Origin of the sequence: Pantoea sp. VS1 (assembly GCF_002207995.1) — a bacterium.
Taxonomy (GTDB): Bacteria; Pseudomonadota; Gammaproteobacteria; order Enterobacterales; family Enterobacteriaceae; genus Pantoea; species Pantoea dispersa.
Genome location: NZ_NHZE01000121.1, coordinates 1 through 24612, shown reverse-complemented (window position 1 = coordinate 24612; position 24612 = coordinate 1). Strand labels below are relative to the sequence as shown.

Here is a 24612-nt window from a genome sequence, read left to right as displayed (position 1 = left end):
GGGTTTTTAATGTTCAGATGAATTATCCAAACGGTATTTTATTGAAATAAATGCCCAACTTCGAGTCGGGGTAAATTCTAAACCAACGGTGTTATAATGATGAATTAACTGTTAATGGTGATATTTAAATTAATGATCACATAATGATTAAAGGAAATGATAGTGTCGAGCATTAAAAAGAAAATATATTTAACAGAGTCTGAGGCAATTGATTTATATAAGGAGGTTGATTATATATTGGTGTCATTAAATAATATAGCTCATTATTATTATAACGAATCAAAAATCAATGAGGAGAAGCGAAGAGAGTATGAGCGAGAAACTACCGATTTCATTGATGACAATGATATTACTACATTGTTATCGAAGATGAGAGGAATGATTGGAGGTAAATTTGACCGTGAGCCTGGAGAGGATGATATGGACGATTTGGAGAGAGCTACTGAAAACACTAAATATTGGGAAGGTCCATAATTATCAGAGGATTAGCATAAAATTTAATTCAAACTATCCTTATGTCGATACATTGCGATATCTTTTCGGGTAAGGATAGTGCTACAACTTTCCATAAATTTCAAGAATAGTAGATGACCATTAGGGATAACCGGTGGTTTAAACATTTAAACCTGTGTGCCTGATTATTAAAGCTGGATCGATTCGCGGACTTTACCAAATAAACGCCACGAAAAGAACATAGTTTTAACAATTCGATCTATTAATAGAAGTTTAAATATTATCATACTTAGCGTGATAAATTAGCGCTGATGTCATAAGATGATTGCAAAATAGTCGTCACAGTTGTTATTGAGATAATAAATTTCCCTATTATGCCAAAAACTAACAATCCGTCATGACTGGAGAGTAATCATAATTAAATTATTAGAACTTAAGGCCCCGAAGTGAAGATCCTGCAGCTGCTCAGGGCGCTGGATATCCTGGCTTAGGATATCAAGCTGTGGTTTCAAATCTCCCCAGAACATGGGTTGTTAAAACTATGAGGGGTCGCTGGTGAATGCTTTAAATGATTTGATGAGATCGCTCAAAAAATAATAGTTGAGCTTAATGCGAATGGTAAAATTGAGTCAGCGATTTTTTTCACTAATTGGTATAATGAAACAATCAAGTGTGGTGATAAAGTTTCTCTTGAAATATTAGAAAAACTATCAACATGCAGAGCTATGTCTCAATATTCTAATTTCTCCCCGAAAGAAGAAATGCTGCTTGATGATGTCGTAGATAATGCAATAGCGGTTAAAAATAAGGTCCCATAATAGTAGCCAAACGCAATCTTAACGATCCTTCCGGCTTTTTCTCTTTAGCTGACAGTCGTCAGAATCAGGCTGTCCTGTCCAACCTTCACCGTCACTCTGTATCCCATCCCAGCCAGCCACCTCCCGGCAATATTAACCTGCGACGTGCTTCTGTAGAGAGCTATCTGCCTCAACCCTCTTTCCTCTCAGTCTCCACACTCTCCGCCGCCGTCTCTTCCTCTTTATCCTCTTTCACCGTTCTGCTGGCCGTCAGCAGGAACGGGGATTGCTGCCAGCGGGTGCGGCGGTCGCGCAGCAGGGTACGGGTCAGGATAATGCCGATCGCCAGCGCCAGCAGCATCATCAGGCGCAGAATATTGGTGGTGTTATCCACCTGACGCGATTCCGTCACCAGCACATGCGTATCCAGCGTGATACGCAGAAAACCCTGCGGACCCTCTTTCCCTTCCAGCGGCTGGACAATCTGATGATTGAAATAACTACCGGCACGTTTACCGTCGAGCGCCAGGCGGTCGCGCACATTAATACTCTCACCGCTGTGGGCCACCAGGCTGCCGTCGTCGGCATAGACCGAAGCGTCCAGCACACGGCTGTTATCCGTCATCTGATTCAGGATGGCTTCAATCTGCGTGCGGTTATCGTCGCTGTTATCCATGAGCGGTTTCAGACTGAACGCCACCTGGCGCGTCAGCGTGTGCGCCAGCTCCTCGACCTGTTCGGAACGGGCCATCTGATGGCCAAGACTAAACCATGACGCGCCCTGCATCAGCACCACTAACAGCGCCAGCGAGATAAGAACGATCACCGTGCGATGCAGGCGAAATTTCAGTGCGGTTTTGACCATCAGAAACCCGTGTGACGTAACAGCAGAAAGGCTGGCAATTATGTTGCCAGAACCCGCGCAGACAAGGTAGCCTCTTGCGTGGTTTTGTTGTCCCTACAGGAGCTGTAATGCCAAATCGTCTTACCTGGTGCGATCTGCCCGCCGATGTCTCTCTTTGGCCGGGTTTACCCCTTTCCCTGAGCGGTGATGAAGTGATGCCGCTGGATTACCGTGCCGGTCGGACTGGCTGGTTACTGTATGGGCGCGGGCTCGATAAACAAAAACTGACCGATTATCAGCATCAGCTGGGCGCGGCGATGGTGATCGTCAGCGCGTGGAATGTCGATGAGTATCAGGTAATCCGGCTGGCGGGCTCGCTGACACCGCGTGCCAGCAAGCTGGCGCATGAGGCTGGCTTTGATGTGGCGCCGCTCGGCAAAATCCCCCATCTGAAAACGCCAGGGCTGCTGGTCATGGACATGGATTCCACCGCCATCCAGATCGAGTGCATCGATGAGATCGCCAAACTGGCGGGCTGCGGCGAGCAGGTGGCGGAAGTGACGGAACGCGCGATGCGCGGCGAGCTGGATTTTAAAGCCAGCCTGCGTGAGCGCGTGGCGAAGCTGGCCGGCGCTGACGCCAATATTCTGAAGCAGGTACGCGACACGTTGCCGCTGATGCCGGGCCTGACCACGCTGGTGCACAAGTTGCAGGCGCTGGGCTGGCAGGTAGCGATTGCCTCGGGCGGTTTCACCTTCTATGCCGATCACCTGCGACAGACGCTGCATCTGGCCGCTGCGGTAGCCAACGAACTGGAAATGCGTGACGGTAAGCTGACCGGCGAAGTGCTGGGGCAAATCGTCGACGCGCAATTTAAAGCCGATACCCTGAACAGTCTGGCCCAGCGCTTTGACATCGCACCGGAACAAACCGTGGCGATTGGCGATGGTGCTAACGATCTGCCGATGATTAAAACGGCGGCGCTGGGTATCGCCTATCATGCTAAACCCAAAGTGAATGAGCAGACGGAAGTGATTATCCGCCACGCTGACCTGATGGGAGTGTTCTGCATTCTCACCGGCAGCCTGATTCACGAAGAGCGTTAACTGAGGATTTGATTTGGCCAAAGCGGCAAAACGCGCCTTCGTCTGTAACGAATGCGGCGCTGACTATCCGCGCTGGCAGGGGCAATGCAGCGCCTGTCACGCCTGGAATACCATTACCGAGGTGCGCATTGCCGCCTCGCCTGCGGCCGCGCGCAACGAGCGCCTGAGCGGCTATGCCGGTAGCGCCGGCACCAGCCGGGTGCAGAAGCTGTCGGAGATCAGTCTGGAAGCGCTGCCGCGTTTCTCGACCAGTTTTAAAGAGTTTGACCGCGTGCTGGGCGGCGGCGTGGTGCCGGGCAGCGCGATACTGATTGGCGGTAACCCTGGTGCCGGTAAATCAACGCTGCTGTTGCAGGTGATGTGTAAGCTGGCGGAAGGGATGAAAACCCTGTACGTCACCGGCGAAGAGTCGCTGCAACAGGTAGCGATGCGCGCCCATCGTCTGGGATTGCCGACGGAAAACCTCAATATGCTGTCGGAAACCAGCATCGAGCAGATCTGCCTGATCGCCGAGCAGGAGCAGCCGAAGCTGATGGTGATCGACTCGATCCAGGTGATGCACATGGCGGAGATCCAGTCATCGCCGGGCAGCGTGGCGCAGGTGCGGGAAACCGCCGCTTACCTGACGCGCTTCGCCAAGACGCGCGGCGTGGCGATCATCATGGTCGGTCACGTCACCAAAGATGGCTCGCTGGCCGGGCCGAAGGTGCTGGAGCACTGCATCGACTGTTCGGTGCTGCTGGACGGCGATGCCGATTCGCGCTTCCGCACGCTGCGCAGCCACAAAAACCGCTTTGGTGCGGTGAATGAGCTGGGCGTCTTTGCCATGACCGAGCAGGGCATGCGCGAAGTCAGTAACCCGTCTGCTATCTTTTTGTCACGCGGCGATGAGATCACCTCCGGCAGTTCGGTGATGGTGGTCTGGGAGGGCACGCGCCCGCTGCTGGTTGAGATTCAGGCGCTGGTGGACCATTCGATGATGGGCAATCCGCGCCGCGTGGCGGTTGGGCTGGAGCAGAACCGTCTGGCGATTCTGCTGGCGGTGCTGCACCGGCACGGCGGCTTGCAGATGGCCGATCAGGATGTGTTTGTGAACGTGGTCGGCGGCGTCAAAGTCACCGAGACCAGTGCAGACCTGGCGCTGCTGCTGGCGATGGTGTCGAGCCTGCGCGATCGCCCGCTGCCGCAGGATCTGGTGATTTTTGGCGAAGTCGGGCTGGCCGGGGAGATTCGTCCGGTGCCGAGCGGCCAGGAGCGCATTTCCGAAGCGGCCAAGCACGGCTTTAAGCGCGCCATTGTGCCGGCAGGAAATGCGCCGAAGAAGGCGATTGACGGTATGAAGGTGTATAGCGCGAAGAAACTGGCGGACGCGCTGGCGATTCTGGACGAGCTGTAAGGCGGGTTGTTGGGGAGGGGGTTTGGCTTGTGGTTCCACCTTTGCCCTCACCCTAACCCTCTCCCGCTGGCGGGAGAGGGGACCGATCGGAGAGGTTTGGTGGTGAGTAACCTGACCATGCACCTCCCATGCCAGCCGCACTAATTTTCCCCCTCTCCCGCGGGCGGGAGAGGGCCGGGGTGAGGGCCCGCGCGCACAATCCCTCTAATTCCATGCAGGAGGCACCACATGTCATCGTTTGACTATCTGAAAACCGCGATTCGCCAGCAGGGACACACATTGCAGCAGGTGGCTGATGCCAGCGGGATGACCAAAGGCTATCTGAGCCAGTTGCTGAATGCCAAAATCAAAAGCCCCAGCGCGCAGAAGCTGGAAGCGCTGCACCGTTTTCTCGGGCTGGAATTCCCGCGTCGCGACAAAACCGTGGGCGTGGTGTTCGGGAAGTTCTATCCGCTGCACACTGGCCACATCTACCTGATCCAGCGCGCCTGTAGCCAGGTCGATGAGCTGCACATCATCATGGGCCATGACGATCCGCGCGATCGCCAGCTGTTTGAGAACAGCGCCATGTCGCAGCAGCCCACCATCAGCGATCGTCTGCGCTGGCTGCTGCAGACCTTCAAGTACCAGAAAAACATCCGCATCCATTCGTTCAACGAAGAGGGCATCGAGCCCTATCCGCACGGCTGGGACGTGTGGAGCGCTGGCGTGAAAACCTTCCTCGCGGAGCAGGGCATTGAGCCCGACTGCGTTTACACCAGCGAAGAACCGGATGCACCGATGTATCAGCAGCATCTGGGCATTCCGGCGGTGGTGATCGATCCGCATCGATCATTTATGAACATCAGCGGCAGCCAGATTCGTCAGGATCCGTTCCGCTACTGGGAATACATCCCAACTGAAGTGAAGCCGTTTTTCGTGCGCACCGTGGCGGTGCTCGGCGGTGAATCGAGCGGCAAATCAACGCTGGTTAACAAGCTTGCCAACATCTTTAATACCACCAGCGCGTGGGAGTATGGCCGCGACTATGTCTTCTCGCACCTCGGCGGCGACGAGATGGCGCTGCAATACTCCGACTACGACAAAATCGCGCTCGGCCAGGCGCAGTACATCGATTTCGCCGTCAAATACGCCAACAAAGTGGCGTTTATCGACACGGACTTCATCACTACCCAGGCGTTCTGCCTCAAGTATGAAGGGCGCGAGCACCCGTTCGTGCAGGCGCTGATCGATGAGTACCGCTTTGACCTGGTGATTCTGCTGGAAAATAATGTGCCGTGGGTGGCCGACGGCCTGCGCAGCCTCGGCAGTTCGATGGATCGCCGTGAGTTCCAGTCGATGCTGGTCACCATGCTGCGTGAAAATCACATTGAATATGTGCACGTCAAAGAGGATGACTACGACACACGCTTCCTGCGCTGCGTCGAACTGGTGAAGCAGATGCTGGGCAGCTAGCGCAGCACAACAAAAAAGGCGCCGCGGCGCCTTTTTGTTATCACAGCGATTACTTCGCCATGCGCTTGTACTTGATACGCTTCGGCTCCAGCGCTTCGGCGCCGAGGGTGCGTTTCTTGTACTCTTCGTACTCGGTAAAGTTACCTTCGAAGAACTCCACTTTACCTTCATCCTGATAGTCGATGATGTGGGTGGCGATACGGTCGAGGAACCAGCGGTCGTGCGAGATCACCATCGCGCAGCCCGGGAACTCCAGCAGGGCGTTTTCCAGTGCGCGCAGGGTTTCGATATCCAGGTCGTTGGTTGGCTCATCGAGCAGCAGCAGGTTGCCGCCCACCTGCAGCAGTTTCGCCAGGTGCAGACGACCACGCTCACCGCCGGACAATTCGCCGACGCGTTTGCCCTGATCGGTACCCTTAAAGTTAAAGCGACCGACATAAGCGCGGCTCGGCATTTCAGTGTTGCCGATGCGCATAATGTCCTGACCGCCAGAAACTTCTTCCCACACGGTTTTTGAATTATCCATCGCATCGCGGAACTGATCGACCGACGCCAGCTTCACGGTTTCGCCCAGCTCGATGCTGCCGGAATCCGGCTGCTCCTGGCCTGACATCATGCGGAACAGCGTCGATTTACCGGCGCCGTTAGGGCCGATGATGCCGACGATGGCGCCTTTCGGCAGCGAGAACGACAGATCGTCAATCAGCACGCGATCGCCATACGCTTTGCTCAGGTTCTTCACTTCCAGCACTTTGTCGCCGAGGCGCGCGCCAGGTGGAATGAACAGTTCGTTGGTCTCGTTACGTTTCTGATAATCGGTGTTGTTGAGCTCTTCAAAGCGCGCCAGACGGGCTTTGCCCTTAGACTGACGGCCTTTCGCGCCCTGGCGCACCCACTCCAGCTCTTTCTCGATCGATTTACGACGCGCCGCTTCCTGAGAAGCCTCCTGCGCCAGACGCTGATCTTTCTGCTCCAGCCATGAAGAGTAGTTGCCTTCCCATGGAATGCCTTCACCACGGTCCAGCTCCAGAATCCAGCCGGCAACGTTATCGAGGAAGTAACGGTCGTGGGTGATGGCTACCACGGTGCCTTCGAAGTCGTGCAGGAAACGCTCCAGCCACGCGACGGATTCGGCATCCAGGTGGTTGGTCGGTTCGTCGAGCAGCAGCATGTCTGGCTTTTCCAGCAGCAGACGGCACAGCGCGACGCGGCGGCGTTCACCACCGGACAGGTTCGCGATTTTGGCATCCCACTCCGGCAGACGCATGGCATCGGCAGCGCGGTTCAGCTGGGTTTCCAGGTTGTGCCCGTCGTGTGCCTGGATCACTTCTTCCAGACGGCCCTGCTCAGCGGCCAGCTTGTCGAAGTCGGCATCCGGATCGGCGTACAGCGCGTACACTTCGTCGAGACGCTTCAGCGCGCCAACCACTTCCGCGACGGCTTCTTCCACCGACTCACGCACGGTGTGTTCCGGGTTCAGCTGAGGTTCCTGCGGCAGATAGCCGACTTTGATGCCCGGCTGCGGGCGAGCTTCCCCTTCGATATCTTTATCAATGCCGGCCATGATGCGCAGCAGGGTCGATTTACCCGCGCCGTTCAGGCCGAGTACGCCAATTTTGGCGCCAGGGAAAAAGCTAAGGGAGATATTCTTCAGAATGTGACGCTTCGGCGGAACCACTTTGCCGACGCGATGCATGCTATAGACGAATTGAGCCACGTTGTGATGAGCCTCTTGGTCTGTAATGGGTGGAACGTCAGATGCTGAAGTTTAGCCGTTTTCACCCGGCAATCACAGCCGCATTGCGCGCAATCTTCCGCAGCGGCGGAATAATGCTAGCCGCAGTGCAGGGTGAGCCTGGCCGCCTGCAGCACGGCGAGCAGCGCGGGCGGAGGCGGGCTGTCGCTGACCAGCATATCAAACAGCGAGAAGTCGCCAATGCGCGCCGGCAGTACCTTGCCGTACTTGCTGCTGTCGCCGACCACGATTTTGGTCTGCGCTCGCTGCAGCGCCAGATGCTTGATGGGCAGTTCGTTGAGGTTATAACAGGTGGCACCCTGCGCGACATCCATGCCGGCGGCAGAGATAAAGGCTTTATTGGGGCAGAGCGCATCCAGCACCGTGACCTGCTCGAGCGGTGTAAACACAGCGTTATCGGCGTGGAATTCGCCGCCGCACAGAATCACCCGACAGTGCGGCTTCTCTTTTAATGCCAGAAAGGTGTTGATCGCGCTGCAAATGGCGGTGAAGGGCAGATCGTTATCGATCGCTTCTATCACCAGCGGCAATGTGGTGCCGCAGTCGAAAAACACCGTGTCGTTGGCCTGTACCAGCGCGGCAGCCCGCTGTGCCAGCAGACGTTTCTTGCTGACGTTGAGGTTTTGCTGGTCGCTGACAAAATAGTGCGCCACGTTCTGCCGCGGGTCGCGCATCACATAGCCACCCAGCAGCACCACGCCCTGCGTCGCGCCGGTTAAATCGCGGCGGATGGTCATTTCTGACACGCCCAGCAGTTGCGCGGCCTGTTTTAAGTGCAGGGTGTCGCTGTGTTTCAGCGCCTGCGCCAGCTTATTGATTCGTTCGTCGCGGCGGGTTTCCATCAGTAACAGTTCGCTCAACCTTCGCTGCGGCCGGAATGGCCGGGTGGAGGGTAAACATAAGTTTTTTCTTGCAGATTAACAACCTGTCTTCTGCCCGCCCGCCCGCCGCGCGGCTAAATCGCCACCAGCCCGCGCACGCCCTCGCTCTCCATATTCGCCCCTGCGCCGCGCTGCACAATTTCGCCGCGCGACATCACCAGATAGCTGTCGGCCAGTTCGGCGGCGAAATCATAAAACTGCTCAACCAGCAGGATCGCCATGTCACCGCGCTGCGCCAGCTGGCGGATCACCGCACCGATCTCTTTGATCACCGACGGCTGGATCCCTTCGGTCGGCTCATCGAGGATCAACAGCTGCGGCTGGCAGGCCAGCGCCCGGCCGATCGCCAGTTGCTGCTGCTGGCCGCCTGACAGATCGCCACCGCGCCGTGTTTTCATCTCGCGCAGCACCGGAAACAGCTGGTAGATCTCCTCCGGTACCCGGCTGGCCTGGGCACCGGAGAAGCGCGCCAGCCCCATCAGCAGGTTCTCTTCCACCGTCAGACGCGGAAAAATTTCGCGTCCCTGCGGCACATAAGCAATGCCGGCCTGCACGCGCTGGTGTGGCTTGCGCGTGTTAATCAGCTGGTTCTGCCAGCGAACCTCGCCGGATTTGACCGGAATCAGCCCCATCAGACACTTCAGCAGCGTGGTTTTGCCCACGCCGTTGCGCCCCAGCAGGCAGGTGATCTCGCCCGGGCGAGCCTCAAACGACAGACCGCGCAGGATATGGCTGCCGCCGTAATATTGATGCAGTTCTGCTACCTGTAACATCTCAGCGCCCCAGATATACGTCGATAACCCGATCGTCCGCCTGTACCTCGCGCAGCGATCCCTCAGCCAGCACCTGGCCCTGATGCAGCACCGTCACGTGGTCGGCAATGGTTTCCACAAAGCCCATGTCATGTTCCACCACCATCAGTGAGTGCTTGCCCGCCAGGCTGCGGAACAGCTCGGCGGTGTAGTCGGTTTCGGCATCGGTCATGCCGGCTGCCGGTTCGTCCAGCAGCAGCAGGTGCGGCTCCTGCACCAGCAGCATGCCGATTTCGAGAAACTGCTTCTGCCCGTGCGACAGCAGACCCGCCTGCCGCTGGCGTTCGCCGCCGAGCCGCAGCAGTTTCAGCACCTCGTCGATACGATCGCGCTGCTCGCCGCTAAGCCGGGCGCGCAGGCTGGCCCACACCGATTTATCGTTTTTCAGCGCGATCTCGAGGTTTTCAAACACCGTCAGCGCTTCAAACACCGTGGGTTTCTGAAACTTGCGGCCAATGCCGGCGCGGGCGATTTCGACCGGCGACAGCTGGCGCAGATCGGTATCCTGGTCGTAGATCACCTGGCCGCTGTCCGGCCGGGTTTTGCCGGTGATCACGTCCATCAGCGTGGTTTTTCCCGCGCCGTTCGGGCCAATCACGCAGCGCAGTTCGCCGACGCCGATCTGCAATGACAGATCGGTCAGCGCGCGGAAGCCGTCAAACGAGACGTTGATGTTCTCCAGCTGCAGCACCGGATCGGTTTGCTGACGATGGCGATCCGCCGGGTGCGGTTGGGTAAACAGTTGCTCAGTCATGACGCCTCCGGCGCAGCAGGCCAATTACGCCACGCGGCAGAAAAAGCGTGACCAGGATGAACATCAGGCCCAGGAAAAACAGCCAGTATTCCGGGAAGGCGACGGTGAACCAGCTTTTGGCACCGTTGACGATGGCCGCACCCAGCAGCGGGCCAATCAGCGTGCCGCGTCCGCCGAGCGCCACCCAAATCGCCGCTTCAATCGAGTTGGTCGGCGACATTTCACTCGGGTTGATGATGCCGACCTGCGGCACGTACAGCGCACCAGCCAGCCCGCACAGCACGGCGGAGAGCGTCCAGACGAACAGCTTGAAGCCCTTCGGATCGTAACCAATAAACATCAGGCGGTTTTCCGCATCGCGCACCGCCGTCAGCACGCGACCAAACTTACTGCGCGCCAGAGCAAAGCCCAGCGCCAGGCTGAATAGCAGCAACAGCACGGTCGCGATAAACAGTGCGATACGCGTGCCGGTGGCGGTGACGCTGAAACCGAGCAGGGTAGTAAAACCGGTAAAGCCGTTGTTGCCGCCAAAGCCGGTTTCGTTGCGGAAAAACAGCAGCATGCCAGCGTAAGTCAGCGCCTGCGTCATGATGGAAAAGTAGACGCCTTTGATTCTGGAGCGAAAGGCGAAGAAGCCAAACAACAGTGCCAGCAGGCCCGGCACCAGTACAATCAGGCACAGCGCCCAGAGAAAGTGCTGGCTGCCGGCCCAGAACCACGGCAGCTCATTCCACGACAGAAACGACATAAACGCCGGCAAACCGCTGCCTGCGGCCTGGCGCATCAGGTACATGCCCATGGCATAGCCGCCGAGGGCAAAAAACAGCCCGTGGCCGAGCGACAGCAGCCCGGCGTAGCCCCACACCAGATCCAGCGCCACCGCGACAATCGCATAGCAGAGGATTTTGCCCACCAGCGTCAGCGTATAGGTAGAGATCGCCAGCGGATGGCTGGCGGGCAGCAGGGCGCAGAACGGCAGCACCAGCAGCAGCGCGGTCACGATGACGCCGAGAATCAGGCTGAGGCGCGGCGCTTTGCGCACCGCGCGTAAGGTCAGTGGCTGGCTCATCAGTCAATCACCCTCCCTTTAACGGCAAACAGACCCTGGGGACGTTTCTGGATAAACAGCACAATCAGCACGAGGATCAGGATTTTGCCGAGCACCGCGCCAATCTGCGGCTCCAGCACTTTGTTGAGGATGCCGAGACCAAAAGCCGCCACCACGGTGCCGGCCAGCTGACCGACGCCGCCGAGCACTACCACGAGGAATGAGTCGATGATGTAGCCCTGACCCAGTTCCGGTCCGACGTTGCCCAGCTGCGACAGCGCGACGCCGCCGAGTCCGGCAATGCCGGAACCGAGGCCAAACGCCAGCATGTCGATGCGCCCGGTCGGCACGCCGCAGCAGTCGGCCATGGCGCGGTTCTGCGTGACCGCCCGCACATTCAGCCCCAGCCGGGTTTTATTCAGCAGCAGCCAGGTGAGCGCCAGCACCGCGATGACAAACAGGATCACCGCGATGCGGTTATACGGCAGCACCAGATTGGGCAGCAGCTGCCAGCCGCCGGACAGCCAGCCCGGGTTGGCCACTTCGAGGTTCTGCGCGCCAAACAGCATACGCACCAGCTGAATCAGCATCAGGCTGATGCCCCAGGTGGCGAGCAGCGTCTCCAGCGGACGACCGTATAAGTGGCGGATGATGGTGCGTTCCAGCAGCATGCCCATCACGGCGGTGACGGCGAAGGCCACCGGCAGCGCCAGCAGCGGGTACCACGCCAGCCACTGCGGCGCAAACTGCTGGAACAGATTCTGTACCAGCCAGGTGGCGTAGGCGCCGAGCATCAGCATTTCGCCGTGCGCCATGTTGATCACGCCCAGCAGGCCGTAGGTGATCGCCAGGCCGAGCGCGGCCAGCAGCAGAATGGAGCCGAGCGACAGGCCGGTAAACGCCTGGCCGAGCCAGTCGCCCCACATCAGGCGCTGCCTGATGTGCTGCAGGCTGGCGGCCGCAGCGGCGCGCACCTGCGCATCGGGTTCGTTGCTGGCCTGGGTTAAGCGCGTCAGGCTGGCCTGCATCGCCGGATCGCCCGATTCTCCGAGCAGCGTGACCGCTTTCAGGCGCAGCGCGGCGTCCGGGCTGACGAGCTGCAGATTCGCGGCGGCCATCGCCAGCACCGCGCGTACTTTGCTGTCCTGTTCGGCGGCGAGGCGCTGTTCAATCAGCGGCAGCTGGTCAGGCGCGGCATCGTTTTGTAACTGCTGCGCTGCGCGCAGGCGAATCGCCGCATCGTCACTCACCAGCTGGTGGGCGGCGAGGGCGCTGGCAATCAGCACGCGCAGCCGGTTGTTCATGAAGAGTTTTTTGGTTTCGCCGTCCGGCTGCCGGGCGCTGTCGAGCGGCAGAAGCTGGTCAGCCTGTTTGCTGAACGGCTGTTTGTTCTGGTCGATAACCACGCTTTCATTGCGCAGCGCCTGCAGCAGCGGCAAGCGGCTGGCCTGCGGCACCGCAGCCCACTGCTGCAGCAATGTCGCCTGCTGCGTGCGGCTGGCAGCGGCGAAGTCAGCGCCATCACCGGCCTGCGCCAGCCACGGCAGCAGTAACAGCAGGCAGCTGAGAATACGGCGGAGTGTCATGGTGATCATCCTGTTATGGTTACGTTGGGTGCGATGTGGCTCTTAGGGGGTAGGGCGTTGTCTGGCACTCACCCCGGCCCTCTCCCGGAGGGAGAGGGAGAAAAACGGATGAGTGCGGTGCATGGCCCTCACCCCGGCCCTCTCCCACAGGGAGAGGGAGACGCTGCTACAGGTGAGTTCGGTAGCGGCGTGCTGGCTCGATCGGTTCCCTCTCCCGCAAGCGGGAGAGGGTTAGGGTGAGGGCCATAGGGCCATAGGGCGAGGACCATCAGCCTCCCCTTACTGCGCCGACTTCACCGGATAATCCGGCTTCTTATCATTCCCGGCGATATACGGGCTCCACGGCTGGGCGCGCACCGGCTGTTCGGTCTGCCACACCACGTTGAACTGGCCGTTCTCCTCCACCTCACCAATCATCACCGGCTTATGCAGATGGTGGTTGGTTTTGTCCATGGTCAGCGTGAAGCCGTCCGGCGCTTTAAACGTCTGTCCGGCCATCGCGGCGCGCACTTTATCCACATCGGTGGTGCCAGCTTTCTCTACCGCCTGCGCCCACATATGCAGGCCAACGTAGGTGGCTTCCATCGGATCGTTGGTCACTACGGTGCTGGCGTTCGGCAGGTTGTGCGCTTTGGCGTAAGCGCGGTAGTCGGCCACGAACTTCGCATTAGTCGGGTTATCCACTGACTCAAAGTAGTTCCACGCCGCCAGCTGACCGACCAGCGGTTTGGTGTCGATGCCGCGCAGTTCTTCTTCCCCCACCGAGAAGGCAATTACCGGAATGTCGGTTGCTTTAATGCCCTGGTTCGCCAGCTCTTTGTAGAACGGTACGTTGGAATCACCGTTGATGGTGGAGATCACCGCGGTTTTGCCACCGGCGGAGAATTTCTTGATATTGGACACGATGGTCTGGTAATCGCTGTAACCAAACGGCGTGTAAACCTCTTCGATATCCTTATCCTGCACGCCTTTGCTATGCAGGAAGGCGCGCAGAATCTTGTTGGTGGTGCGCGGATAGACATAGTCGGTGCCGAGCAGGAAGAAGCGTTTGGCGCTGCCGCCATCTTCGCTCATCAGATACTGCACCGCCGGGATCGCCTGCTGGTTCGGCGCGGCGCCGGTATAGAACACGTTCGGCGACATCTCTTCGCCTTCGTACTGCACCGGATAGAACAGCAGGCCGTTCAGCTCTTCAAACACCGGCAGCACCGATTTGCGCGAGACCGACGTCCAGCAGCCAAACACCACCGCCACTTTGTCCTGAGTCAGCAGCTGGCGCGCTTTTTCGGCGAACAGCGGCCAGTTAGAGGCCGGATCGACCACCACCGGTTCCAGCTTCTTGCCCAGCACGCCGCCTTTGGCGTTAATCTCATCGATGGTCATCAGCGCCACATCTTTCAGCGGCGTTTCGGAAATCGCCATGGTGCCGGACAGCGAATGCATAATGCCGACTTTGATGGTGTCTGCCGCCTGTGCGGTAAAGGCGAAGCCCATGCTGGCAACGGTAGCGGAGAGCGCGAAAGCTTTAAGCAACGAACGTCGTTTCATCATTTAAACCCCTAACTGTGTTATCTGTTGTTATTCAATGGGTTGAAGCCGAGCCTGCTGTAACATATGCAACGTAATCTTCCTGACCTCGGCCTTACTGACGGCAATGTGGTCGGTTAAAATGCGCTGTGCCTCCTCGGTGTGTTGCTGAAAAATCGCCCGTAAGATCTGAGCGTGCTCGCGGTACGTGGCATCAACCCGGTCATCCCGCGTGAAGTCGAGACGGCGAATGATGCGGATTTTTTCTGTCAGCTCGGCGTGGATGCGCGCCATCTCCTGATTGCCCGCCGCGGCCACCAGCGCCATGTGAAAGGCTTCGTCGTGCGCTGATACCGCTTTGCCATCTTCCAGCCGGGCATCGTCGATCCAGAAGGTTTTCAGCGCGGTCAGGGTTTCCGCGCAGGCCAGCGGCGGCAGCGCGCACAGGCGGCGCACCGCTTCGCGTTCCAGCACGGTGCGGAAGTCGTACAGCTCCTCGAAGTAAGCGAAATCGAACGGCCGCACCTGCCAGCCGCTGCGAAACCACACCTCGACGTAGCCTTCGCGCTCCAGCCAGAACAGCGCCTGACGCACCGGCGTGCGGCTCACCGCCAGCCGCTCGGCGATTTCGTTTTCGCTGAAGCGGTCACCCGGCATCAGACGGAATTCAAAGATGTCCTGCTTCAGCGCCTGATAAACCTTTTCGGCCAGCGCTTCGGGACGGCCTTTGCTGCGGGGCGCGCTACTGTTCATACCTGCTCCTTAAGCCAGCCACAGCAGGGTGTCGCCCGGACTCACAGGACGGCCCGCCTGGCAGGCAATGCGTTTCACCGTGCCGGCCTGCGGCGCGACAATCGCCAGTTCCATCTTCATCGCTTCCACGATGATCAGCGTCTGGCCGGCCTGCACCGTATCGCCCGGCGCAACCAGCACTTTCCAGATGTTGCCGTTCATGTCAGCGCACACCGCCAGCGCATCGTCCTCTGCATCGGCGACCACCAGCGTCTCTTCACGGGTGAGCGGCGCTTCCTGCTCTTCCTGCGCCCACAGCATCACTTCCTGCTCAAACGCCGCGGCCTGACGCTCACGGAAGGCACTGATTTCCGTCGCGTTGTCGGCGAGGAATTGCTGATGCGCCGCGAAATCAAACTCGCTCTGCTCAATGCGAATGCGGGCGCGGCCGGCGCGGAAATCGTCACGCAGCTGCGTTAGTTCCGCTTCGCTCACCGGATAGAAACGCACCTGGTCAAAGAAGCGCAGCAGCCAGGGTTCGCCGGCGGCAAACTGATCGTTTTGCAGGAACTTATTCCAGATGGGCAGCGTGCGCCCCACCAGCTGATAGCCGCCCGGTGAATCCATGCCGTAGATGCACATGTACATGCCGCCAATGCCCACCGTGCCTTCGGCAGTAAAGGTGCGTGCCGGGCTGTATTTGGAACTCAGCAGACGATGGCGTGGATCGATTGGCACCGCGCACGGTGCGCCGAGATAGACATCGCCGAGACCGAGAATCAGATAGCTGGCGGCAAACAGGGTGTCGCGTACCGCTTCGCGGCTCGCCAGTCCATTGATGCGCTGAATGAAGTCAACGTTATTCGGCAGCCACGGCGCGCTGGCGCGAACCGTCTCTTTGTAACGCTCCACCGCACCGAGCGTGGCGCTGTCTTCAAACGCCATCGGCAGCCAGACGATGCGCGACGGCACTTTCAGCGCGCTGACGTCGCCCAGCCCGGCTTCCAGCTCCAGCAGCAGCGTCATCAGCTGCTGCTGACCGATCACCAGGCTGTCATAGCGCACCTGCAGCGAGCGCACGCCGGGCGACAGCTCTTCGATGCCGGGCTCTGCACGCTGGCGCAGCGCCTGCATCAGCAGGTGTACGCGCAGGCGCAGCGCCAGATCCAGCACGTTATCGCCGTACTCAATCAGCACATATTTGTCGCCCGCCTGGCGGTAGACCGCAGCAGGCGTGGTGGCGGTCGCCGGCAGCGCCGCTAACAGGGTGGCAGAACCGATGTCGCTCGCCGCCAGCGACGGCACCGCGAAGGCCGGTGCGTGCTGGCTGCGCAGCGTGGTTACGCTGTGCGCCTGAGCTTTCTCCAGCGCGACCGCTTCGTCGGCGCTGATCGGGTGGAAGCGGATGCGATCGCCCGGTTTGACCTGGCCGACTTTCCACAGCTCGGCTTTGGCGATGGTGACCGGGCAGACGAAGCCACCAAGGCTTGGGCCGTCGTGCGTCAGGATCACCGGGAAGTCACCGGTAAAGTTCACCGCGCCGATGGCGTATTCGCAGTCGTGTACGTTTGATGGATGCAGCCCGGCTTCACCGCCGTTAGCGCGCGTCCAGCTGGGTTTAGGCCCGACCAGACGGACGCCCAGCCGGTTGGAGTTGTAATGCACCTGCCAGTCGCTGGCAAAGAACTCATCGATGGCGGCCTGGGTGAAGAAATCCGGTGCGCCGTGCGGGCCGTACAGCACGCCAATGCGCCATTCGCTGCCGTAGTGCGGCACCAGCGCGCGATCCAGCGCTTCAGGTTCGCTGACCGGGGCTGGCGTGGTGCAGGCGGCGAGCGCCGGCTGAGAGATCGGCAGCATGTCGGCAACGCGCAGCGTGCGTCCGGCGTGGCCGCCAAACTGGCCCAGCGAGAAGGTGGCGCGGCTGCCGAGATACTCTGGCACATCGAAACCATTACGCACCGCTAAATAGGTGCGGCAGCCGCTCTGCGCGCGGCCCAGCGTCAGGGTTTGTCCGGCTTTCACCGCCACCGGCTGCCAGTAGTTGACCGCGCTGCCGTCGAGATCGGCCGGACAGTCGGCACCGGTCAGCGCGATCAGCGCATCGCTGTGGAAGCGCAGCGTCGGGCCCTGCAGGGTGAACTCCAGCCCGGCGGCGCTGGCGTGGTTGCCGACGATACGGTTGGCCAGGCGGAAGGCGAAGTCATCCATCGGGCCGGACGGCGGCACGCCGATGTCCCAGTAGCCCAGGCGGCCGGGAAAGTCCTGAATGCTGCTGAACGTCCCCGGCTGCAGCACTTCGATGACGCTGGCCGCCGGCGTAAAGCCGTCAAGGAAGCGCGTCCAGACGTTGCCGCTGCGGAAGGCGTCGGTCGCCACGATCTGACGCAGATAATCGAGATTGGTGGCGATGCCGTGCAGTTGGGTAGCGTCGAGCGCCTGCTGCAGCTTCGCCAGCGCGGCGTCGCGCGTTTCGCCATGCACGATCAGTTTGGCCACCATCGGATCGTAAAACGCCGTCACTTCGCTGCCGGTCTCGATCCAGCCGTCGACGCGCACCCCCGGCGGGAAGCTGACGTGGGTTAACACGCCCGGGCTCGGCTGGAAGTTTTTCAGCGGATCTTCGGCGTACAGCCGCACCTCAATCGATGCGCCGTGCGGTGCCTGCTGCAGACGATCCCAGTCGATGGCATCGTCCGCCGCCACCTGCAGCATGCACTCCACCAGGTCAAGGCCGGTGACGCACTCGGTCACCGGATGCTCCACCTGCAGGCGGGTGTTCACTTCGAGGAAATAAAACGCGTCCTGCGCGGCGTCATAGATGTACTCCACGGTGCCGGCGCTGCGGTAATTAACCAGCTCGCCCAGCCGCACCGCTGAAGCCAGCAGCGCTTCGCGCGTGGCCTGCGGCAGATTAGGGGCCGGCGTCTCTTCCACCACCTTCTGATTGCGGCGCTGCAGCGAACAGTCGCGTTCGCCCAGCGCAATCACCTTGCCCTTGCCGTCGCCAAAAATCTGTACTTCCACGTGGCGCGCACGATCGATGCAGCGTTCAAGAAACACGCCGGCATCGCTGAAAAACTGTTCCCCCAGGCGACGCACGCTCTCCCACGCGTTTTCCAGTGCCGTGGCGTCGGCGCAGCGGGTCAGACCGATGCCGCCGCCACCGGCGGTGCTTTTCAGCATCACCGGATAGCCAATGTCTTCCGCCGCGCTGAGTGCGTCCTGCAGCGAACTGAGCAGCGGCGTGCCCGGCGTCATCGGCACGCCCGCGCTGGCCGCCAGTTCACGGGCGCGATGCTTGAGACCGAATTCGCCGATCTGCTGTGCGGTCGGGCCGACAAACGCGATGCCGGCCTCTTCGCAGGCGGCGGCAAACGGCAGGCTCTCCGACAGAAAACCGTAGCCGGGCCAGATGGCCTGCGCGCCGCTTTGCTGCGCAGCGGCGAGAATTTTGTCGATGCGCAGATAGCTGTCGCTGGCTTTGTCACCGCCAAGGGCGATGGCTACATCGGCTTCGGTAACGTGACGCGCGTTGCGGTCGGCATCCGAATAGACCGCCACGCTGGTTACGCCGAGGCGCTTCAGGGTGCGGATGGCACGACAGGCGATTTCGCCACGGTTAGCAATCAGAACGGTGCTGAACATGATTAGTGATTCCCCTGTGACGTCAGCCAGTTGCGCCAGCCGCCGAATTCAGTGATTTCCAGCGCCTGCTTCAGCGCTGCCGGTTCGCAGATAAAGCCTTTCACGATGCGTCCATCCGCCAGCGTCAGCGAACCAATGCCGAGCGGCGCCGGGATTTCCGCGACGAATTCGCCAAAACGCGCCAGCGGGATGTCCCACAGTTCGACGGTGATGGCGGCACCGCTGTCGCCGCGCAGCAGGCCGGGCTTTTTGATCGGGCCATCAAGCAGGGCGAACAGGCGATAGTGGCTGGCGGTTTGCGTCTCCTCGACCCACACCGCCTGACGCGTGGTGAGCTGGAAATTCAGCGGCATGCCGGTGAGATGGGCGCCGACCACCGCCACGCGCACGTGGTCAGGCGACGGCGGCAGCGCGGCGGGCTGCGGCGGCAGCGCTTTGCCGGTGGCCCCGAGCGGCAGTGCCAGCTGCTGCTGCCAGCGCAGGCCAAACGTCGCCAGCGCGCGGTCGTGCCACGCCGGGGCGATCAGCGTGATGCCCGCAGGCAGCCCATCGGCGCGGAACGGGCCAGGCAGCGCCAGCGCGCTGAGATCGGCCAGGTTCGTGAAGTTGGTATAGGTGCCGAACTGCGAGTTGTAGTGCACCGGCTCCTGCTGCATCTCTTCCAGCGTATGGATGGTGGGCGAGGTCGGCACCACCAGTGCATCGAACCGGGCCAGCGTCTGCTGGATCTGGCGCGTCAGTTCGGCACGCAGGTATTCGGCCTGATACGCCTCGACGGCGCTGTACTGGCGGCCGCTGCTGACGATGCCGTACACCACCGGATCCATCTCTTCCGGGCGGTCGAGCATCTCGCCGACCGCCACGGTGCGCTCGGCAACCCACGGGCCGTAATAGAGCTGCTCTGCCAACTGATGGAAAGGGGCGAAGTCGATGGGGCGCAGCGTCGCACCGCTCGCCGTGAGCTGCTCCAGCGCGCTGAGCCACGCCGCTTCCGCCTGCTGATCGCCGTAGAACTGCGGCGCGGCAGGGATCGCCAGCGAGGGTTGCGGCTGGAAACTGGCCGGTGCGCTGCGTGGCGACTGGCGCGCGTAGGCGTCGCTGGCGTCGTAGCCGCCCGCGATGCTGGCGACGCTAAAGGCATCGGCAACCGTCAGGGCGAACACCGAGATGGTGTCATTGAGACGGCAGGCCGGTACCACGCCGCTGGCCGAGAACCAGCCTTTGGTCGGCTTCAGCCCGACGATATTGTTAAAACCTGCCGGTACGCGGCCGGAGCCGGCGGTATCGGTGCCGAGCGAGAAGCCGACCAGGCCGCGCGCCAGCACGGACGCGGAGCCGGAGCTGGAGCCGCCGCTGACGTAGGCCGGATTAAAGGTGTTGCTCACCGCGCCATACGGCGAGCGGGTACCAACCAGACCGGTCGCGTACTGGTCGAGGTTGGTTTTACCGATGACGATAGCGCCTGCCGCTTTCAGCCTGGCCACCACAAAGGCATCGGCTGCGGCCTGATACGTCAGCGCCGGGCAGGCGGCGGTAGTCGGCCAGCCTGCCACGTCAATGTTGTCTTTAACGGCAAACGGCACGCCAAACAGCGGCAGCGCGGCCGGATTGCGCTGATACGCCGCCAGCAGCGGTTCAACCTGCGCCAGCAGCTGGGCCGGCGAAGCGAGGTACAGCCAGGCATTATCCTGGTTATCGAGTGCGTCGAGATGTGCGGCCAGCAGTGCAGGGATCTGCTGTGCATCCTGCTGTGCGCAACGTTGCCAATCCTGAAGCGTAAAACCGAAGGTCGATGCCATGAGTGAATTCCAGCTGGTATACAAGATGGCATTCAACAGAGCAAAGCACGTGCCAGAGTTGTAACTGAATGAAAAAACATAGCTATTTGATGGGTAATAAGTTTTTGTGATGATTATTTGCACAATTGCGGCGCAGGCGCTGAACAATCACGGTGCGCCTGGGTAAATTTTGTGAAGAACGTGGCAAGAGCCGGTTGGCCTGGTTAGCATGAAGGGAGTCCGGCATAAGCTGGAGCGCAGCAATGAGGAGAGCGGAGTGGAGAAGTGGCGTAACTGGATGATAGGGATCTGTCTGGTCAGCACGGCCGGCAGCGTGTGGGCCGATTCGCTGGATCAGCAACGACAGCGCTATGCGCAGATCAAACAGGCCTGGGACAACAAACAGATGGACCAGGTTGAGCAGCTGATGCCAACGCTGCAGGATTATCCGCTCTATCCGTACCTGCAGTACCGCCTGCTGGCGCAGGATCTCGATCAGGAGACCGGGCTGGCGGTGAAAAACTTTATTCAGCAGTATCCGACGCTGCCGCCGGCGCGCTCGCTGCAGACGCGCTTTGTTAACGTGCTGGCGCACCGCCAGGACTGGCCGGGCGTGCTCAGCTTCAGTCCTGATGAGCCGAAGCCGGTGCAGGCGCGCTGTAACTGGTACTACGCCAAATGGGCGACCGGCCAGCAGCAGGCGGCGTTTGACGGGGCCAAAGCCATCTGGCTGCGCGGGACCGCGTTACCGAACGACTGCGACAAGCTGTTCTCGGTGTGGCAGGCGTCAGGGCAGCTGTCGCCGATCACCATCCTCGAACGCATCCGCCTGGCGATGAAAGCTGGCAACGACAGCCTGGTTAATTATCTGGCGAAAATGCTGCCGGCGGATTACCAAACCACCGCCAGCGCGCTGATTGCGCTGCAGCAGAATCCCCAGACCGTCACCACCTTTGCCAGCACCCTCGGCCCGACCGATTTTACCCGCATGGCCACCAGCTACGCCTTTGCCCGCGTGGCGCGTCAGGATATGGACAATGCGCGCATGATGATCCCGCAGCTGGTTCAGGCGCAGAAGATGGGCCCGGCGGAAGAGCAGGATCTGAAAGAGACGGTGGTGTGGCGCATGATGGGCGCCGATCTCACCTCGGAGCAGGCGCGCTGGCGCGATGCGGTGGTGATGAACAGCGAATCCACCGCGCTGATTGAGCGGCGCGTGCGGCTGGCGCTGAGTGAAAACGACCGTCGCGGCCTGAACACCTGGATTGCCCGGCTGCCGGTGGAAGCCAAAGAGAAAGATGAGTGGCAGTACTGGCAGGCCGATTTACTGATGGCGCAGGGGCGCAAAGAGGAAGCGGAGGAGATTCTGCGTAAGCTGATGCAGCAGCGCGGCTTCTATCCGATGGTGGCGGCACAGCGGCTGGGCGTCGGGTATCCGCTGCAGGTGGATCAGGCCCCGGCGGCGGACAATAGCGTGGTGCAGGGGCCGGAGATGGCGCGCGTGCGCGAGCTGATGTACTGGGGGCTGGATAACCTGGCGCGCAGCGAGTGGGCCAATCTGATCAGCAGCAAAACCCGTACCCAGCAGCAGATGCTGGCGCGCTACGCTAATGAACAGGACTGGTGGGATCTCAGCGTGCAGGCCACCATCACCGCGAAAATGTGGGATAGCCTGAAAGAGCGTTTCCCGCTGGCGTGGCGCAATCTGTATCAGCAATACACCAGCGATAAAGGCATCACGCCAAGCTACGCCATGGCGATCTCTCGCCAGGAGAGCGCGTGGAACCCGAAAGCGCGCTCACCGGTTGGCGCCAGTGGCCTGATGCAGGTGATGCCGGGCACCGCCAGCCATACCGTGAAGATGTACAACATTCCGGGTTACGTTAACAGCAGCCAGCTGCTCGATCCGCAGACCAATATTCAGATTGGTACGCAGTATCTGGAGTATGTCTATCAGCAGTTTGGTCAGAACCGCATCTTCTCTTCTGCCGCCTATAATGCCGGCCCGGGGCGGGTGCGTAGCTGGCTGAATACCAGCGGCGGCAAACTGGATGCGGTGGCGTTTATCGAAACCATTCCCTTCTCGGAAACCCGTGGCTACGTGAAAAACGTGCTGGCCTACGATGCCTATTACCGCTACTTCATGGGTAAGCCGGATAAGATTCTCGCCGACGGCGAGTGGAATCGCCGTTACTGACTGTGTTATGCTTCCGTACTCGTTAATGAGTACGGAAGCCTTCATGAGCCAACCCCTTTCCCCGCAGCCGGTTGAAGACAACTGGCTGCGTTTCATCGACCTGATGCACAACGCGTTTTCCGATGACGTAGCGCTGCCACTGCTGCAGCTGATGATGACGCCGGACGAGCGCGAAGCCTTAGGCACGCGCCTGCGCATTATCGAAGCGTTGATCAACGGTGATATCAGTCAGCGCGAGCTGAAAAACGAATTGGGCGTCGGGATAGCCACCATCACCCGCGGATCCAATAGCCTGAAAGAGGCGCCGCCCGAGCTGAAACGCTGGCTGGAAGCGCGCCTCGGGCGCAGCTGATCACTGCTGATACAGCGGGTGGGTGAACGGACAGAGCGCCAGAATCAGGGCCTGATGATAGACGCTGGAGCGGCTCAGCAGACCGTGGGTGAAGGCGCCAATCGCACCGCCCTTGTGTTTGATATTCTCTACGCCGGTTAAGCGCGCCATTTCGTCACCGAGCTCATGCCCGGCAGTCAGACCGGCCATCACCACCGGCGGCAGCGTAAAGCTGGCAGAGCGGGATTCACCGCGTTGCTGCGCATTCTCCACCACCATCCAGGCAAAGGCGCAGTCGCCCTCGATGCCCGCTTCAATCGCCACCCAGTAATCCGCCTGTGGCCGCACATGACGCGCGTTCGCCACACGCTGGCGTGCGCCAGTTCGAGTTTCGGCATCGCTTAAGGGCTGCGCGGCGACGCCGCTCTCGACCTCGACCCCTTCAATATGGCAGGATCCTTCGCCGAAAACGTCGTTGAACGCCTGAGCAATTGCGCGGATTTTTGCCGGATTGATGGTGGCTGCGACAACATGGTACATAATTACCTGAACCCTCAAGACAAATTTGTCGCAGTATAACGGAAATTAAGCATGTTACAGGTCTATCTTGTTCGTCACGGTGAAACGGTTTGGAATGCGGCCCGACGCATTCAGGGGCAGTCCGACAGTCCGCTGACGGATAAAGGTGAGCAGCAGGCGCATCAGGTGGGCGAGCGCGTGAAATCGCTGGGCATTACTCACGTGATTGCCAGCGATTTAGGACGTACCCGGCGCACCGCGGAGATTATTGCTGATGCCTGCGGTTGTAAGGTGACGCTGGATGCCCGCCTGCGCGAGCTCAATATGGGCTGTCTGGAGCAGCGTCCGCTCGACGGCCTGACGGCGGAAGAGGAGAGCTGGCGTAAAGCGCTGGTGGATGGCACCGAAGGCGGCCGGATTCCGGGCGGCGAGTCGATGGAGGAGATGGCGACGCGCATGCATGCCGCGCTCAATGCCTGTCTCGATCTGCCGGCGGGTAGCCGCCCGCTGCTGGTGAGCCACGGCATGGCGCTGGGCGTGCTGGTGAGTACCATTCTCGGGCTGCCGGCCCATGCGGAGCGCCGTTTGCGTCTGCGTAACTGCTCGATTTCGCGCGTCGATCATCAGCAAAGCGCCTGGCTCGCCGCCGGCTGGGTGGTGGAGACGGCCGGTGATGTGTCGCATCTGGATGCCCCGGCGCTGGATGAGCTGCAGCGTTAATCGCGGTAGCGCATGGCGCAGAATGACTGCGTATCGGTGCGTATCAATGATCGCGTATCGGTGCGCATCAATGCGCACCCTACGAGGGCATGGGCAATGCGCATCGGCGACAAACGGTAGGGCTTGTGGCTGCGGTTGAATCGGTGCGCATGAAGGTACAAACCGAGCACATGGGTAACACTTTAGACCGGGCACATGGGTAACAGTTATAAACGGCATAGCAGAGGAGACTCACTATGCCCTGGACTGAGACTGTTACCATGCAACGCCCT

At 60.1% G+C, this 24612-nt stretch carries 19 protein-coding genes; 7 read left to right on the top strand and 12 right to left on the bottom strand.

Features of this window, described 5'->3' with window-relative positions; translation table 11 throughout:
• Nucleotides 1-162 precede the first annotated feature (162 nt).
• Entirely contained in the window at nt 163-474 is a 312-nt protein-coding gene (locus CBW22_RS24635) for a hypothetical protein (RefSeq protein WP_254919564.1), read from the top strand.
• Between the two features lie 966 nt (nt 475-1440).
• Here the strand turns inward: CBW22_RS24635 and CBW22_RS24630 are convergent.
• Nucleotides 1441-2115, bottom strand: coding sequence for a YtjB family periplasmic protein (locus CBW22_RS24630; protein WP_021506808.1), 675 nt, complete (start codon nt 2113-2115; stop codon nt 1441-1443).
• Between the two features lie 107 nt (nt 2116-2222).
• Between CBW22_RS24630 and serB the strand changes: the two genes are divergently transcribed.
• The 3 genes from serB (at nt 2223) to nadR (ending at nt 6051) form a co-directional block, all read left to right on the top strand.
• Nucleotides 2223-3200, top strand: coding sequence for a phosphoserine phosphatase (gene serB, locus CBW22_RS24625; RefSeq protein ID WP_021506809.1), 978 nt, complete (start codon nt 2223-2225; stop codon nt 3198-3200).
• A gap of 13 nt (nt 3201-3213) precedes the next feature.
• On the top strand, nt 3214-4596 hold the full coding sequence (gene radA / locus CBW22_RS24620) for a DNA repair protein RadA (RefSeq protein WP_021506810.1): 1383 nt from the start codon (nt 3214-3216) through the stop codon (nt 4594-4596).
• A gap of 228 nt (nt 4597-4824) precedes the next feature.
• A complete protein-coding gene (nadR, locus tag CBW22_RS24615) occupies nt 4825-6051 on the top strand; it encodes a multifunctional transcriptional regulator/nicotinamide-nucleotide adenylyltransferase/ribosylnicotinamide kinase NadR (protein WP_010618490.1) in 1227 nt (408 codons plus the stop codon).
• Nucleotides 6052-6100: 49 nt separating this feature from the next.
• Here nadR and ettA read toward each other — a convergent pair whose 3' ends face one another.
• From ettA to atzF, 10 genes are all read right to left on the bottom strand, one after another.
• Complete coding sequence (gene ettA, locus CBW22_RS24610; RefSeq protein ID WP_071813584.1) at nt 6101-7768, bottom strand: energy-dependent translational throttle protein EttA; 1668 nt, start codon at nt 7766-7768, stop codon at nt 6101-6103.
• Between the two features lie 116 nt (nt 7769-7884).
• Nucleotides 7885-8649 carry a DNA-binding transcriptional repressor DeoR gene (deoR, locus tag CBW22_RS24605; RefSeq protein ID WP_088518127.1) on the bottom strand — a complete coding sequence of 255 codons (765 nt, stop codon included), beginning with the start codon at nt 8647-8649 and terminating at the stop codon, nt 7885-7887.
• Between the two features lie 113 nt (nt 8650-8762).
• Nucleotides 8763-9461: an urea ABC transporter ATP-binding subunit UrtE gene (urtE, locus tag CBW22_RS24600; protein WP_058776207.1), complete on the bottom strand. Its 699-nt coding sequence runs from the start codon at nt 9459-9461 to the stop codon at nt 8763-8765.
• Nucleotide 9462: 1 nt separating this feature from the next.
• On the bottom strand, nt 9463-10254 hold the full coding sequence (urtD, locus tag CBW22_RS24595) for an urea ABC transporter ATP-binding protein UrtD (RefSeq protein WP_058757139.1): 792 nt from the start codon (nt 10252-10254) through the stop codon (nt 9463-9465).
• Entirely contained in the window at nt 10247-11323 is a 1077-nt protein-coding gene (gene urtC / locus CBW22_RS24590) for an urea ABC transporter permease subunit UrtC (RefSeq protein ID WP_058757138.1), read from the bottom strand. The genes urtD and urtC overlap by 8 nt, the downstream gene beginning before the upstream one ends.
• The gene (gene urtB / locus CBW22_RS24585) at nt 11323-12888 is read right to left on the bottom strand and encodes an urea ABC transporter permease subunit UrtB (protein ID WP_088518125.1); all 1566 of its coding nucleotides are present in this window, start codon (nt 12886-12888) and stop codon (nt 11323-11325) included. The genes urtC and urtB overlap by 1 nt, the downstream gene beginning before the upstream one ends.
• Nucleotides 12889-13167: 279 nt before the next feature.
• Nucleotides 13168-14436, bottom strand: coding sequence for an urea ABC transporter substrate-binding protein (urtA, locus tag CBW22_RS24580; RefSeq protein WP_031279577.1), 1269 nt, complete (start codon nt 14434-14436; stop codon nt 13168-13170).
• Nucleotides 14437-14466: 30 nt separating this feature from the next.
• On the bottom strand, nt 14467-15168 hold the full coding sequence (locus CBW22_RS24575) for a GntR family transcriptional regulator (RefSeq protein ID WP_021506818.1): 702 nt from the start codon (nt 15166-15168) through the stop codon (nt 14467-14469).
• A gap of 9 nt (nt 15169-15177) precedes the next feature.
• Nucleotides 15178-18795 (bottom strand): urea carboxylase, encoded by a 3618-nt coding sequence (gene uca, locus CBW22_RS24570; protein ID WP_088518124.1) that lies wholly within the window; start codon nt 18793-18795, stop codon nt 15178-15180.
• Nucleotides 18796-18797: 2 nt separating this feature from the next.
• Nucleotides 18798-20594 carry an allophanate hydrolase gene (gene atzF, locus CBW22_RS24565; protein WP_088518123.1) on the bottom strand — a complete coding sequence of 599 codons (1797 nt, stop codon included), beginning with the start codon at nt 20592-20594 and terminating at the stop codon, nt 18798-18800.
• 256 nt (nt 20595-20850) lie between these two features.
• Here atzF and sltY point away from each other — a divergent pair, with 256 nt between their 5' ends.
• Both sltY and trpR read left to right on the top strand, forming a co-directional pair.
• Complete coding sequence (sltY, locus tag CBW22_RS24560) at nt 20851-22770, top strand: murein transglycosylase (protein WP_088518122.1); 1920 nt, start codon at nt 20851-20853, stop codon at nt 22768-22770.
• Between the two features lie 43 nt (nt 22771-22813).
• Nucleotides 22814-23122 carry a trp operon repressor gene (gene trpR, locus CBW22_RS24555; RefSeq protein ID WP_021508685.1) on the top strand — a complete coding sequence of 103 codons (309 nt, stop codon included), beginning with the start codon at nt 22814-22816 and terminating at the stop codon, nt 23120-23122.
• Here the strand turns inward: trpR and yjjX are convergent, their stop codons facing one another.
• A complete protein-coding gene (gene yjjX, locus CBW22_RS24550; protein WP_088518121.1) occupies nt 23123-23641 on the bottom strand; it encodes an inosine/xanthosine triphosphatase in 519 nt (172 codons plus the stop codon).
• A 51-nt stretch (nt 23642-23692) separates the two neighbouring features.
• On the opposite strand from yjjX, the gene gpmB reads away from it, so the two are divergent.
• A complete protein-coding gene (gpmB, locus tag CBW22_RS24545; protein ID WP_058781605.1) occupies nt 23693-24340 on the top strand; it encodes a 2,3-diphosphoglycerate-dependent phosphoglycerate mutase GpmB in 648 nt (215 codons plus the stop codon).
• Nucleotides 24341-24612 lie beyond the last annotated feature (272 nt).

Excerpts from the sequence above, each read along its gene's own strand:
- CBW22_RS24630 (WP_021506808.1), bottom strand. The coding sequence starts at position 2,115 with ATGGTCAAAACCGCACTGAAATTTCGCCTGCATCGCACGGTGATCGTT.
- serB (WP_021506809.1), top strand. The coding sequence starts at position 2,223 with ATGCCAAATCGTCTTACCTGGTGCGATCTGCCCGCCGATGTCTCTCTT.
- nadR (WP_010618490.1), top strand. The coding sequence starts at position 4,825 with ATGTCATCGTTTGACTATCTGAAAACCGCGATTCGCCAGCAGGGACAC.
- deoR (WP_088518127.1), bottom strand. The coding sequence starts at position 8,649 with ATGGAAACCCGCCGCGACGAACGAATCAATAAGCTGGCGCAGGCGCTG.
- urtE (WP_058776207.1), bottom strand. The coding sequence starts at position 9,461 with ATGTTACAGGTAGCAGAACTGCATCAATATTACGGCGGCAGCCATATC.
- urtD (WP_058757139.1), bottom strand. The coding sequence starts at position 10,254 with ATGACTGAGCAACTGTTTACCCAACCGCACCCGGCGGATCGCCATCGT.
- urtC (WP_058757138.1), bottom strand. The coding sequence starts at position 11,323 with ATGAGCCAGCCACTGACCTTACGCGCGGTGCGCAAAGCGCCGCGCCTC.
- urtB (WP_088518125.1), bottom strand. The coding sequence starts at position 12,888 with ATGACACTCCGCCGTATTCTCAGCTGCCTGCTGTTACTGCTGCCGTGG.
- urtA (WP_031279577.1), bottom strand. The coding sequence starts at position 14,436 with ATGAAACGACGTTCGTTGCTTAAAGCTTTCGCGCTCTCCGCTACCGTT.
- CBW22_RS24575 (WP_021506818.1), bottom strand. The coding sequence starts at position 15,168 with ATGAACAGTAGCGCGCCCCGCAGCAAAGGCCGTCCCGAAGCGCTGGCC.
- uca (WP_088518124.1), bottom strand. The coding sequence starts at position 18,795 with ATGTTCAGCACCGTTCTGATTGCTAACCGTGGCGAAATCGCCTGTCGT.
- atzF (WP_088518123.1), bottom strand. The coding sequence starts at position 20,594 with ATGGCATCGACCTTCGGTTTTACGCTTCAGGATTGGCAACGTTGCGCA.
- trpR (WP_021508685.1), top strand. The coding sequence starts at position 22,814 with ATGAGCCAACCCCTTTCCCCGCAGCCGGTTGAAGACAACTGGCTGCGT.
- yjjX (WP_088518121.1), bottom strand. The coding sequence starts at position 23,641 with ATGTACCATGTTGTCGCAGCCACCATCAATCCGGCAAAAATCCGCGCA.
- gpmB (WP_058781605.1), top strand. The coding sequence starts at position 23,693 with ATGTTACAGGTCTATCTTGTTCGTCACGGTGAAACGGTTTGGAATGCG.